We start from the raw sequence: 13,496 nt of genomic DNA on the forward strand, positions 1-13,496 counted from the left end.
CCGGCTCGTGGCGGGAGCTCACTCGTGGGGTGTGGTCTCCTCCCTGATGACCTGCTGGGCGACCTTGAACGCGCTGTTCGCCGCCGGCACGCCGCAGTAGACGGCCGCCTGGAGCAGCACCTCCTTGATCTCGGCAGGGGTGAGGCCGTTGCGCAGGGCGGCGCGGGTGTGGAAGGCGAGCTCGTCCAGGTGGCCGCCCGCGACCAGGGCGGTCAGGGTGATGCAGCTGCGGGTGCGGCGGTCCAGGCCCGGCCGGTTCCAGACCTCGCCCCAGGCGTAGCGGGTGACGAACTCCTGGAAGTCGCCGGAGAACTCGTCGGCCTGCGCCAGCGCCCGGTCCACGTGCGCGTCACCGAGCACCTCGCGCCGCACCTTGATCCCGGCGTCGTAGGGGTCCGGCCGCCCGTTCGCGTGCGGGTCCACGAGGGGCGCGGCGATCTCGGCGACGGGGACGACCTGCTGGCGCGGCGGCGCGGCGAGGACCGGCTTGACGGGGGCAGCCTGGATGGCCATCTGGCCGGTGGCGTCGAACGCGGGCTGCCAGGCCGTGGAGAAGTGCGTGACCAGCAGGTCCGTGACGGCGGCGGGCTGCTCGACGGGGACCAGGTGGGAGGCGCCGGGTACGACGGCGAGGCGGGCGTCCGGTATGCCGGCGACCAGCGTGCGGGCCTCGGCGGGGCCGGTGACCTGGTCCTCCGAGCCGACCAGGACCAGCGTGGGCACGCCGATCCGGCCGAGCTCGTGCCGTACGTCGAAGGTGGCGAGCGCCTCGCAGTTGGCGATGTAGCAGCCGGGGTCCGTGGTGCGCACCATCTGCACGGCCCACTCGGTGATCGCGGGCTGGGCGGCGGCGAACCCGCCGGTGAACCAGCGGTCCGGCGCGCTGCGGGCGATCGGGTCGAGGCCGTTCGACCGGACGATCACGCCGCGCTGGCGGAACTCGTCGGCGGTGCCGAAGCGGGGGGAGGTGGCGATCAGCGCGAGCGAGGCGACCCGCTCCGGGTGGCGCAGGGCCAGTTCGGCGCCGACCGCGCCGCCGAGGGCGCAGCCCGCGTAGCCGAAGCGGTGCACGCCGAGGCTGTCGAGGGTGGCCAGCAGGCGGGCGGTGAGGTCGCCGACGGAGCCCGCGGGGTAGGCGGGGGCGCCGCCGTGGCCGGGCAGGTCGAACCGGAAGACGCGCCACTGCTTGATCAGTTCCGGGACCTGCCGGTCCCACATGTGCCAGGTCGTGCCCAGTGAGGGACCCAAGATCAGGACTGGGGCGTCTTCTCTCCCGTCAAAGCGGTATTGCAGGGTGTTCGTCGGTGTCTCACTCACGCCCTGCACGCTCTCACATCTCACGATTTCTCACGCGCTTGGGTCGCAAGCCCGCGCAAGCCGTCCCACCTTGTGAGGGCTGGGCGAAGATCCTCCCCGCCCGGCTTGACGCGCGGCCCGCTGACGTCATGTCGCCTTGCCGATGTCGTCGGCGCGGGCGACGAAGCGGAGCTTGCCGCCCCTCACGCGGTACAGGAACGCCCCGCCGTCCTCGGGTGTGTCGAAGAACTGGCCGCCCGCGTTGAAGGAGACCCTTCGCGTGATGCCCTGCCAGGGGCGGCGCAGGAGTTCGGCGCGCAGGACGGAGCGGCCGTCGGCGCCGGCGGCTCTCAGGCCGTACGCGGCGAAGCGGACGGCGTCGTAGGCCTCGGCCGCCCAGGGCGCCGGCGCGGTGCCGTGGCGGTCGCGGTGGGCGGCGGCGAACGCCTTGGTGCGCGGATCGGCGGCGGCGTCGGTGAACGCGGTGCCGACCATCCAGCCCTCCGCCTCCGCGAGGAAAGGGGGGCCGATCACGTACTCGCCGGTGACGCAGGTCCCCCGGTGGCCGGCGTCGCGCAGGGCGCGGGCGCATGAGGCGGCGCGGGCCGGACGTGTCCCCGCGAACAGGACCGCGTCGTCCGGTCGCGCGGCGATGCGCCGGGCGACCGCCGTGAAGTCCTCGTCCGCGGCGATCTCCTCCACCGCGGTCTCGCCGTCGAGCTTGTCGTAGACGGTGACGATCCGCACCGTCTGCAGGGTCTCCGCGGCGTCGGTGAGGTCGTGCACGACCACCGTCCTGGTGGGCTTCACCACCCGGTTGAGGTGGCGCAGGATCGCCGGCGGGCCGGCGGTCCTGGTGAAGCGGAGCACCAACGCGGTGGTGAGGTTGGGGCTGTCGAGCCGGTCGGTGTCCGCGCGGGTGACGAGCAGAGGGACGCGCGCCTGCTCGCACGCCGCCACTACCGGGACCATGGTGGCGTTGGTCCCGGCGCCGAGGACCACGGCCACCTGGGGGTCCGCGCCCAGCCGGGCGGCGGCGCGGCCGGAGCCCTCGGCGGTGCCGCCGTCGTCGGCGGTGCGCAGGGCGAGGTCGAAGGTGCGACGGTCGTCCCGGTTGTGCTGCTCGACCGCGAGACGGGCGCCGCGTTCGTGGGCGGTGCGGACGGCGTCGTTCCTGTCACCGAGCAGACCGATCACCCGCCGGGGGCGGCTCGCGGCGCCCTGGCCGGGGGACGCGCCGGGGCGGGACCACCACCAGGCGCCGGCCCCGGCGGAGGTGACGCCCAGCACCGACGCGGCGGTGAGCAGGCGCCGCCGGGTGGGCGAGGCGGCGGGGCCCGGCCCGGCCGGGGCGGTGTCGACGGCGGTGGGTTCGGGGACCGGCAGGTCGAGGACGCGTGAGGCGCGGGCCGCGACCAGCGGGGGCAGGCCCTCGGGCAGCCAGCCCGCCGCGACGAACACGCCGAGGGCCGCCCGCAGTTCGGGCACCGTGGGGCGCGCCGTCGGGTCCTTGGCCAGGCACCGTCGTACGAGTTGCTCCAGGCCGGGCGGTACGCCGTCCAGGTCCGGCTCCTCGTGCACGGTGCGGTAGAGCACGCTCGCGGCCCCGCCGGTGCCGAACACGGCGCGACCCGTGGCCGCGTGGGCGAGGACACAGCCGAGGGAGAAGACGTCGCTCGGCGCCCCCACGGACAGGCCGCGGGCCTGCTCCGGCGAGAGGTAGCCGGGTGAGCCGACGACGACGCCGTCCGCGGTCAGGGCGGTCGCCCCGACGCTGCGCGCGATCCCGAAGTCGATCAGGCGCGGCCCGTCGGCGGCGAGCAGCACGTTGGCGGGTTTGACGTCGCGGTGGACAAGCCCGGCCGTGTGCACGTCGTCCAGCGCCTCGGCCAGCGCGGCGCCCAGGGCCCTGAGCTGCTCCTCGGGCCAGGGACCGTGCCGGACGACGGCCTCCGCGAGGGACGGCCCCGGCACATAGGCGGTGGCCAGCCACGGCGAGCGGCTCTCGGCGTCCGCCGCGACCACCGGCACGGTCCAGCGCCCGGTCAGGCGGGACGCGAGGTCCACCTCCCGGCGGAAACGGGCGCGGAATCCGGGATCGTCGGCGTGCTCGGCGCGGATCACCTTCACCGCGCACCAGGCGGCGTGCTCGGAACGCGCCAGGTACACGACTCCCATGCCACCCGCGCCGAGCCGTGCCGCGAGCCGGTGGCCGCCGATCTCCGAGGGGTCGGAGGGGCGCAGCCGTTCCATGCCGATCGCCTTCCTCGCCGCCGTGCACGGGCGGCGTCCCGTTCCTACCCCGTGGTCTTCGAGGCGCGCTCCAGGTCGGACAGCGACCCCAGTTGCCGGAACCGCCCGTCGCGGACCTCGTGGACGAAGGTGCCGTCCGACCAGCCACGGCCGCTGCTGGTGTACTCGTGGAAGTTGCCGAAGGCGTAGCCCCGGGCGATGCCCTGGTAAGAGGCCTTCGCCATCCGCTCGCCGAGCGCGGCCCGTACCGGGCGGCGGCGCGCCCCGGCCGGCACCGTGCGGGCGAACTCGGTGAGCAGCATCCGCGCCGAGTCGTACGCCTCGGCGGCGTGCGGCTCCGGTGCCGCGTGGTAGCGGCGGCGCCATGCCGCCGTGAAGTCCCTGGCCCTCTTCGTCGTCAACGCGGCGGCGTCCACGGCCGAGGTGACGGCGTACCACCCCTCGCCCGCGGCGCCCGCGCGGCTCGGGAACTGCGATCCGTACAGCTGGTGCTGCATCCACCGGGGCCCGGCGAAACCGGCTTCGGCCAGTTCCTGGGCGGCGCGCACGGTGGCGTCCAGGGGGCCGAGATAGGCGAAGGCGTCGATGCCGGCGGCGAGCAGCGCGCGAACCGCCGCCGGTCCGTCGTCGGTCTCCTCGGCGACGACGCGGGGCACCACCTCGCCGCCGAGCGTCTGGCGCCACTGGCTGACGACCAGGGACCCCTGTTCCTGGATCGCCGTGCCACCCGAGCGGTCGAGCACCGCTCCGAGGCGCCCCGCCTGTTTGGTCATGATGGCGTGGAGCACGATCCAGCTGCCGAGCGCGGAGTGCGGCGCGCCGCTCTGGAACGACGACCTGCGCGACAGGACGAAGTAGTCCTGCTGGCCGGTGGTGCTGGACACATGGGTGAGCCCGGCATCGCCGTAGATGTTCGCCGCGGTGCGCATCGCGAGCTCGGTGACCGGTCCGAGGACCGCGACGACGTCGCGGTCGGCGGTGAAGGTGCCGGCGACGTCCCGGCCGCCGGCGACCGTGCCAGGGTCCCGCAGGACCCGTACGGCGAGGTCGTAGGCGCGGCCCCGGGCGGCGTTGTGCTCCGCCACGGCGAGGTGTGCCGCGCGTTCGCAGGCCCGCGCGAGCGGGGCGGCGGCCGGGTCGGTGGTGGAGTGGACGCCGAGGACGTAGGTGGGACGCCCGCCGCCGGAGCCCTCCGGTTCGTCGTCGCGGCCCGTGAGGGCGGCGGCCGTGGCCGCGCCGCCCGCGGCCAGCAGCAGGGCACCGCCGGCCAGCAGCAGCCGGCGCCGTGCCGGGCGCGAGGACGGGGCGTCCTGCGCGCCCTGGTCGCCGTCCGCGTGCTCGGAGCCCGCGTCCACGGCCGTCGGCTCGATGCCGGGCAGGGCCAGGCTCTCGCTGGACCGCAGGGCCACCATCCGGGCCACCGGGTCGGGGAGCCAGTCGGCGCCGTCGGGCAGGTCCTCGGTGAGCCCGGCGCGCACCTCCTCGGCCGTGGGACGCGCCTGGGGGTCCTTGGCCAGGCAGCGGGCGACGAGGGAACGCGATCCGGCGTCCACCCGGTCGAGTTCGGGTTGGTCGTGGACGGTGCGGTAGAGCAGCGCGTGCGGCTCCCCGGTGCCGAAGGGCGGGCGGCCGGTCATCGCGTACGCCAGGACGCAGCCCAGCGCGAAGACGTCGCTCGCGGCCGTGGCGTCCTCCCCCCGCGCCTGTTCCGGGGCGAGGAAGCCGGGGGTGCCGACGACGACGCCCGACGCGGTGAGCGCCGTGTCGTCCAGGGCCCGCGCGATGCCGAAGTCGATCAGCCGCGGTCCGTCCAGGGCCAGCAGGACGTTGCCCGGTTTGACGTCCCGGTGGACCAGTCCGGCCGCGTGCACGCTCGTCAGCGCCTCGGCCAGTCGTCCGCCGAGCACGCGGGCGGCGCGCGGGGGCAGCGGTCCGTGCGCGGCCACCGCCTCGGCGAGGGCGGGGCCGGGGACGAACTCCGTGGCAAGCCACGGCTCGCGCGCCTCGGCGTCCGCGTCGAGGACCGGCACGACCCAGGGGCTCTCGACCCGCCGGGCCAGGTCCACCTCGCGTGCGAAGCGGGTCCTGAAGTCGTCGTCGGCCGCGCCGTCGGCCTGGATCACCTTGACCGCGGCGAGCTTCCCGGCGTCGGTGCGCCCCAGGTAGACCACGCCCATGCCGCCCGCGCCCAGCCTGCGCAACAGGCGGAACGCGGCGATGCGCGACGGGTCGGACGGCAGCAGCGGCTCACTCATCGCGCGGCCTCCGTCCCACCGGCGGTGCCGGTTCCTGGCGTCCTGTCGCCGGACTTGCCGGCCGCGTCGTCGGCCGCCGCCTCCCGGTCGATGTCGGCGGCGACGAAGCCCACTCCCTTGGCGATGTCCGCGGAGACGGTGGACTCCTCCTCCTCCGTGCGGCCGGCACCGATGCGGGCGGTGGCGCCGACGGTCACCGGGCCGAGCCGGAACTTCGACCAGTGGAAGGGGTGAGCCCCCTTCTCGCCGTCCACCACATACGTTCCGGACTCGGTGAGGTCGTCGTCGCTGATGGCGTTGCGCTGCTCGGTGAAGGGGTCGGCCCTGGAGAACAGGCCGCGCACCCGCACCGTGGCGTTCAGCCGCTGCTCCGGACAGCGCAGGGCGTCCTCCAGGGAACCGGCCATGTCCCGGCGCGCGGCGAGGGCGTCGTCGTGGACCGTGACGGTCAGCGAGACCTGCACCGGCTCCTTGCCGTCCGCCTCCGGGAGCACGAATGCCCTGGTGAGGCTGGCCAGGACGCCGTCCGGCAGGGGCTCGCGACGCCACAGGCAGTCCTCGCCCAGCACGGCCCACTCGGCCGGATCGCTCTCGTAGGGCTCACGCTTGCGGAAGCCGGCGCCGAAGTAGTCCGGCCGTACGGCGAGCCCGCGCACGAACGCGACCGCCTCGGCCCGTGTCCTGGGCGCCCTGTCGTCCGCCACGGTGTACGGCTCGTCCGAGGGCGACGCGGACGGCGACGGCGACCGGCCGGTGCTCGCGTCGGCCGCGGGCCGTTCGGACGTCTCCTTCGGATCGGAGGCGTCGCCCGCGCCACTGGTGCACCCCGCCAGCAGCAGTGTTCCGGTCACCGCGGCCACGGCTGGTCTCCAACCGGACATGCCCATGCCCCCGCCCCCTACGTACGGATGTTCCCCTCGAAGGCAGTGTGACGTACGGGGGCGCTGACGGGATACCAACTGGGCTGATCTCGGGGCGACTTAAGGGTGAACGGCTTCTCCCGGGCCGGCCGGCGCGCACGACAGGGGCTCGCGTCCCCGGGGCTGGCGGGGCTCCGGATGGGTGGGGGCGGGCGGCACGGCGTGACCGATCGGTTCGCCGGCGGTGACGGTGAACCGTTCGCCGTGGTGCACGAGGTCCAGGGGCTCGCCCTCCAGGAGGACATAGCGTGCCTCGTCGCCGCGGATCTCGACGCGCAGTCTGCGGCCCCGGATCAGCACGGTGAAGGCGAGCCGGGTCAGCGCCGCGGGGAGGCGGGGCGCGAACCCCACCAGCGGCTCGCCGGCGCCCGCACCGCCGTACTGGCGCATGCCTCCGAGGCCCACGACCAGCGCGACCCAGGTGCCCGCGAGGGAGGCGATGTGCAGCCCGTCACGGGTGTTGTGCTCCAGGTCCTCGAGGTCCATGAGGGCGGCCTCGCCCAGGTAGTCCCAGGCGAGCCGGAGATGTCCGGTCTCGGCGGCGAGGACGGCCTGGCAGCAGGCGGAGAGGGAGGAGTCCCGGACGGTGAGGGCCTCGTAGTAGGCGAAGTTCCGGGCCTTCTCGTCCTTGGTGAACGCGTCGGGGCAGGTCATCATGGCCAGGACGAGATCGGCCTGTTTGACGACCTGCTTGCGGTAGAGGTCGAAGTACGGGAAGTGCAGCAGCAGGGGGTACTGCTCCGGCGTCGTCGCCTCGAAGTCCCAGCGCTCAAGGGTGGTGAAGCCCGCCGACTGCTCGTGGACGCCGAGCTGTTCGTTGTACGGCACGGCCATGCGGTCCGCCGCTTCCTGCCAGGCGGCGGCCTCCTCGGGCGTGGCTCCCAGTTCCGCCGCCTCGTCGGCGAACCGGAGCACGCAGGCCGCGGCGGCGCGCAGGTTCCGGCGGGCCATCAGGTTCGTGTAGAGGTTGTCGCGGGCGATGGCGCTGTACTCGTCCGGCCCCGTCACCCCGTCGACATGGAAGACGCCCTCGGCGTCCGCGCGGCCCAGCGAGTGCCACAACCGGGCGGTGTGCACCAGGAGTTCCAGCCCCGGCCCGCGCTCGAACTCCTCGTCGCCCGTCGCGGCCACGTACCGCACCACCGCGTCGGCGATGTCCGCGTCGACGTGGAACGCGGCCGTACCGGCGGGCCAGTAGGCGGAGCACTCCGCCCCACTGATGGTCCGCCAGGGGAACGCCGCCCCGGCCAGGCCGAGCTGGCGGGCCCGCTCCAGGGCCTCGGGCAGCATCTCGTGCCGCCAGCGCAGTGCCGCGGCGACGGCCTCCGGAGCGGTGTAGCTGAGCACGGGCAGCACGAACGACTCCGTGTCCCAGAACGCGTGCCCGTCGTAGCCGGTGCCGGTCAGGCCCTTGGCCGGTACGGCGCGACGCTCGGCACGCGCCGCCGCCTGGAGCACGTGGAACAGAGCGAAGCGGACGGCCTGCTGGATCTTCTGGTCACCGTCCACCTCGACGTCCGCCCGGGACCAGAAGTCGTCGAGGTACTCCCGCTGTTCGGCGAGCAGGCCCTCCCACCCGGAGCTGCGGGCGGCGGCGACCGCGCCCTCCACCTGGTCCCGTACGGCGGGCAGTGACCGCTGGGCCGACCAGCCGTACGCCACGAACTTCACGAGCCGCAGCCGCTGTCCGGGTGCCAGGGTGGCGGTGACGGTGAAGCGGCTGACGTCGGGCTCGCTCTCGGCCGACCAGGACGTGCCCTCGGGCCCCTGCACGAGATGGTCGGCCGCGACCCCCACCCGCTGGTCGCTGTGGCCGGTGCAGTGCAGCAGGCGCAGCCGGGTGTCCTGGGCGAAGTCCTCCTCCGCGCGCAGCGGTGTGTCGATCACGGCGGAGACCCGAGGGTCGCCGGAGGTGCGCGGGAGCTGTTCGTTGGCGACCAGCTCCGACTGGACGGCCACGGTGATGGCGGTGTCGAGCGGCTCCACCACGTACTCCAGGGCGGCGATCGACCGCTGGGTGAAGGAGACCAGGCGCCGGGAGACCACGCGGGCCCCCGTCCCCGCCGGGCTGATCCAGTCGACGGTCCGGCTCAGCACACCGGTGCGGAAGTCCAGCACGCGCTCGTGGGCGACGAGTTCGCCGTAGCGCAGGTCGAACGGCTCGTCGTCGACGAGCAGCCGGACGATCTTGCCGTCGGTGACGTTGACGGCCGTCTCGCCGGACTCCGGGTAGCCGTAGCCGGACTCGCCGTACGGCAGCGGGTGCACCTCGTGGACGCCGTTCAGGTACGCGCCGGGCAGCCCGTGCGGTTCGCCCTCGTCGAGGTTGCCGCGCCAGCCGATGTGCCCGTTGGCCAGGGCGAAGACGGACTCGCTCTGGGCGAGGACCTCAAGACTCAGCTCGGTCTCGCGCAGCAGCCAGGGCTCGCAGGCGAACGACGGGTGGCTGATCACCTCTGCTCCTCCAGGAGTTGGGCCAGGTCGGTCACGACGAGGTCCGCCCCGTGCCGGCGCAGTTCCGCCGACTGCCCGACCCGGTCGACGCCGACGACGACGCCGAAGTGCCCGGCGTGCCCCGCCTCCACACCGGCCAGGGCGTCCTCGAACACCGCTGCCGCGGCGGGTTCGACGCCGAGGAGCCGGGCACCGGCGAGATAGGTGTCGGGGGCGGGCTTGCCGCGCAGGCCCTGCTCGCGCCGGGTGATGCCGTCCACGCGTTCTTCGAGGAGGTCCTCGATACCGGCCGCGACCAGCACGTCGTGGCAGTTGGCGCTGGAGGAGACGACGGCGCGCCGCAGACCGGCGTCCCGGGCCGCCCGCAGATAGGCCACCGAGCCCTCGTAGGGCTCCACGCCCTGCTCGCGGATCAGGCGGAGCACCAGCTCGTTCTTGCGGTTGCCCACGCCCTGCACGGTGTCGCGGTCGGGCCCGTCGTCGGGTGCGCCCTCGGGAAGTTCGATGCCGCGCGACGCGAGGAAGGTGCGTACGCCGTCCTCGCGGGGCCGGCCGTCCACGTGGTCGTCGTAGTCCTTGCGGGCGTCGAAGGGCACGTAGGTGCCGCCCTCCCGGTCGGCGCGTCGGCGCAGGAAGGCGTCGAACGTCTCCTTCCAGGCGGCGGCGTGGACCTTCGCGGTCTGCGTCAGCACACCGTCGAGGTCGAACAGACAGGCTCGGATGTGATCGGGAAGGCCCAGCATGACTCACCGTCCGTCCGGCAGATACCACTGGTGGGGCCGTACGAGCCGGTGGATGCCCTCCGGCCCCCAGGACCCCCTGGCGTACGGCTCCACCGGCGGCGGGTCCTTCAGCAGGGGCTCAGCGACCTCCCACAGGCGGTCGATGCCCTCGGCGCTGGTGAACAGGGACTGGTCGCCCAGCATGGCCTCCAGGATCAGGTGCTCGTAGGCCTCCAGGGCGTGGTCCTGAACGAAGGAGCCGGCGTAGTCGAAGACCATCTCGGTCTGTCCCAGCCGCATCTCGGGGCCGGGCTCCTTGGCCAGGAAGCGCGTGGTGATGCTGCCGGGGTCGTCGAAGTCGATCGCGAGCGAGCTGCAGCCACGGGCCGTGCCGTCGTCGTGGACGTCCGCCGGGAACATCCGCAGGGGCGGCTGCCGGAAGGTGAGGGTGACCATGTGCCGTCCCTCGGCCAGCGCCTTGCCGGAGCGGAGGTAGAAGGGCACCCCGGCCCAGCGCCAGTTGTCGATCTCGACGCGGAGCGCGGCGAAGGTCTCGGTGTCGGAGGCGGGGGCCACTCCCTGCTCGCCGCGGTAGCCCTCGTACTGGCCGCGCACCACGTGCGCCGGGTCCAGGGGCCGCAGCGTGCGGAAGACCTTGTCCTTCTCCTCCCGCAGGGAGCGCGCGTCGAGTGCCGCCGGCGGTTCCATCGCCACGAAGCCGAGGAGCTGGAAGAGGTGGGTGACGATCATGTCCCGGAAGGTGCCGGTGCCCTCGAAGAACCGGGCGCGGCCCTGGATGTCGATGCTCTCCGGCACGTCGATCTGGACATGGCTGATGTGCTCGCGGTTCCAGATCGGCTCGAACAGCCCGTTGGCGAAGCGCAGGGCGAGGATGTTGTCGACGGACTCCTTGCCGAGGAAGTGGTCGATGCGGAAGACGCGGGACTCGGCGAAGACGGCGTGCAGGGTGTCGTTGAGGGCGCGGGCCGAGGCGAGGTCCGTGCCGAAGGGCTTCTCCACGATCACCCGGGCGTCCTCGGCCAGCCCTGACGCGCCGAGCATCGTGACGACGGAGCCGAACGCGACCGGCGGCACGGCGAGATGGAACAGCCGCCGGGGGCTGCCGCCGATGGCCCGCTCGGCCTCCCGTACGGCGGACTGCAGGGGGGTCGTCTCGCCGGGGTCGGCGGCCCCGAAGGACAGCGTGTCCTCGAAGGCCTGCCACTCGGGCCCCTCGGGTGCCGCCCGGCTGAACTGGGCGACGGCCTGCCGGGCGTGCTCGCGGAACTCCGCGTCTCCGAAGGAGTCGGCGGCGGGTGCCGTGCCGACGACGCGGTACCGGGCGGGCAGCAGGCCCGCCTTGGCCAGATGGAACAGACCGGGCAGCAGCTTGCGCCGCGCCAGGTCGCCGGTCGCCCCGCAGATGACGATGACGTGGTCGTCGGGGACCCGGCCGGCCGGGGCGAGGGGCTGCGTGACGTCGTGCCGGTCGTCAGTGGCCATCGTGTGCTTCCCCGTCCTCGCCGCCGCAACATCCTTCACAGCACGCTAACGGCGATGGGGGGAGTCGGCTGAGCGGGGATGCTCCAGGTGGGGGCTGGTGGGGGTGGATCGGGGCCGGGGCGTGCCCCGGCCCCCGGGCACGCGGACGGGGGTGGTGGCCGGGGCCGGGCATGCGGATCAGCCTGCGGCCGCCGCGGGCCGAGGATCCACAGGCGGCTGTCCACGGTGCCGTCGCGGCCCAGGGGGTGCTGCTCCGGGGTGATGTCGACGCCGCGGCCGGCGGCCGCCCGTCGGCGGTGGCGGCGGATACGGCCGCTGTCGCGCAGGTCCAGACCGCCGAAGTCGACAGCGTGGCGCAGGACGCCCCGCTGGTCTCGCAGCATTTCGAGGGCGGACTTCTGGGGGCCGACGCCCAGGCCCTTGTCGGCCCCGGCGGGGGTCGACGACGCCGGCGACCTGTCCGGTCATGCTGCTCGCCCCCGGCGCCCGGGTGTCAGGCGGGCAAGCCGGCGTTCACTTCCACGGTGACCACTCAACGGGCGCCGACCGGCCGGTGAGCGCCGAGGCGGCGGGCGGGGCCTTCAGGGCGTTGGCGAGCTCGGTGGTGGACGTCTGGTGTCCTTGCCCCCTCCGGGGGCGTGGGTCAAGGGTCGTCCGCGCCGCCGAGGCCCGTGAGGGCGCCGACCGGATCGGGATCGGGCGTGCCTCGGGGCCACCAGTCGTCCTGGCCCGGTTCGGACTCGTAGGCGTACCAGAGTCCGTCGTGGCCCAGGCGGAGCTGGACGTGGCTGTTCGGGTGGGTGAGGCGGTTGCGCCAGGGGCGGAAGGCCGGCAGGTCGGCGGCGAGGAGCAGGGGGCGGGCCCGGTCGAAGCGGCCGGCCGGTGGATCCCAGGGCTCTTCGAGGACGGCGAGACCGTCGAGGCCGCCCTGCCGCCAGGCGGCGACCGCACGCGCCAGCTCCGCCGGCGTACGGCCCACGGCGGAGGCGAGCGAGGAGTACAGGGCGCGGGTGCCGGCGGTGAGGCCGGAGCCGGGACGGGCCGCCGCGAGCCGTACCGCGTCCTGCCACAACGTCAGCTCCGCCACCGGATCGCGGCCGGTGACGAGCAGCGCGTGGGCGCGTGCGGCGGCGTCCGTGGCCAGCTGGTCCAGCGCGAAGGGATCCGGGCCGCCCGGGGCCCCGGGGTACACCGGGGGCTGCTCGGGGTGCGGTGGGGCGGCCAACGGGAATGGCAGCGGCGGGCGTTCGCGTCGGGCCAGCGCGTCGGTCGCCCGGATGCCCGGCAGCGGGGCCGGTTCCTTCTCCTGGGCGGCGCGGGCCGCCCGGGTGGCGTTGCGGCGGGAGAGGGCGTCGAGCAATTCCCGTTCGCCCCGCCCGCGCAGCAGAAGCAGCACGAAGGGGTCGGCGTCGAGCAGACGTGCGGTCTGGTAGCAGAGAGCGGCGGCGTGCTTGCAGGGGTGGCCGCGGTCGGGGCAACTGCACCGCGGGTCGAGATCACCGGCGACGGGAAGCAGCGGGACGTCGCCGTCCGCCAGCGACTGGGGCATCTCCTTGTCCAGCAACGCGGCGATGTGGCCCGGCCGGTCGGCGGCGGCGTCCAGGAACCGCTCCCAGTCCGCGTCCTGAAGCGTCCGCAGCCGTACCTGCACCCGGTACGGCCGGGGGCGGCTGCCGCGGACGTAGGCCAGGACGAGGCCGGGGGTCACCGTGATGGCGTCCACATGGCCCTGTTGGACGTAACCACGTCCGCGCTGCAGCCGCTTGACGTCCAGCGCGCCCCGCTCCAGCGCGCTGATCCAGGCGTTGCCCCACCAGGTCTCGGCGAAGGACGCGTCGTCGCCCGAGGGGCGGGGCGGGAAGGCCGGGAAGGTGCGACGCAGGTCGCCGTCACGATGCGGGGAGGCCATGGAGCGGGGGGCGCGTGGGGACGCGGCAGTGGGAGCGGCGTGCTCCGAGGGCGTGCCGGGAAGTGCCGGGGCGGTGGGAGTGAGGTGCTCCGGGCGCACGTCCGCGAGTGGCGGGGCGGCGGGATCGTCGTGCTCCGGACGCACGTCCGCGAGTGCCGCGGCGGTGGGATCGTCGTGCCCCGAG

9 protein-coding genes are annotated in these 13,496 nt (G+C 74.5%); all 9 read right to left on the reverse strand.

Features of this window, described 5'->3' with window-relative positions:
• Nucleotides 1-18 precede the first annotated feature (18 nt).
• Nucleotides 19-1,317, reverse strand: coding sequence for a 4-carboxymuconolactone decarboxylase (gene pcaC / locus ACFV6X_RS00335; protein ID WP_385375368.1), 1,299 nt, complete (start codon nt 1,315-1,317; stop codon nt 19-21).
• 126 nt (nt 1,318-1,443) lie between these two features.
• Nucleotides 1,444-3,549: a bifunctional serine/threonine-protein kinase/ABC transporter substrate-binding protein gene (locus ACFV6X_RS00340; RefSeq protein WP_385375371.1), complete on the reverse strand. Its 2,106-nt coding sequence runs from the start codon at nt 3,547-3,549 to the stop codon at nt 1,444-1,446.
• Between the two features lie 44 nt (nt 3,550-3,593).
• Complete coding sequence (locus ACFV6X_RS00345; RefSeq protein ID WP_385375373.1) at nt 3,594-5,804, reverse strand: bifunctional serine/threonine-protein kinase/ABC transporter substrate-binding protein; 2,211 nt, start codon at nt 5,802-5,804, stop codon at nt 3,594-3,596.
• Complete coding sequence (locus tag ACFV6X_RS00350) at nt 5,801-6,664, reverse strand: hypothetical protein (RefSeq protein ID WP_385375376.1); 864 nt, start codon at nt 6,662-6,664, stop codon at nt 5,801-5,803. Before ACFV6X_RS00350 ends, ACFV6X_RS00345 begins: the two co-directional genes overlap by 4 nt.
• Nucleotides 6,665-6,784: 120 nt before the next feature.
• The gene (locus ACFV6X_RS00355) at nt 6,785-9,178 is read right to left on the reverse strand and encodes a glycoside hydrolase family 65 protein (protein WP_385375379.1); all 2,394 of its coding nucleotides are present in this window, start codon (nt 9,176-9,178) and stop codon (nt 6,785-6,787) included.
• Nucleotides 9,175-9,921 (reverse strand): HAD family hydrolase, encoded by a 747-nt coding sequence (locus ACFV6X_RS00360; protein ID WP_385375382.1) that lies wholly within the window; start codon nt 9,919-9,921, stop codon nt 9,175-9,177. The genes ACFV6X_RS00355 and ACFV6X_RS00360 overlap by 4 nt, the downstream gene beginning before the upstream one ends.
• Nucleotides 9,922-9,924: 3 nt before the next feature.
• Nucleotides 9,925-11,403 (reverse strand): glucose-6-phosphate dehydrogenase, encoded by a 1,479-nt coding sequence (zwf, locus tag ACFV6X_RS00365; protein WP_385375385.1) that lies wholly within the window; start codon nt 11,401-11,403, stop codon nt 9,925-9,927.
• 35 nt (nt 11,404-11,438) lie between these two features.
• Complete coding sequence (locus ACFV6X_RS00370; protein ID WP_385375388.1) at nt 11,439-11,786, reverse strand: hypothetical protein; 348 nt, start codon at nt 11,784-11,786, stop codon at nt 11,439-11,441.
• Nucleotides 11,787-12,046: 260 nt separating this feature from the next.
• Nucleotides 12,047-13,496 (reverse strand): SWIM zinc finger family protein (locus tag ACFV6X_RS00375; protein ID WP_385375391.1); only part of this gene is annotated, 1,450 nt, incomplete at its 5' end.

This window comes from Streptomyces sp. NPDC059861 (assembly GCF_042731435.1).
Classification (GTDB): Bacteria; Actinomycetota; Actinomycetes; order Streptomycetales; family Streptomycetaceae; genus Streptomyces.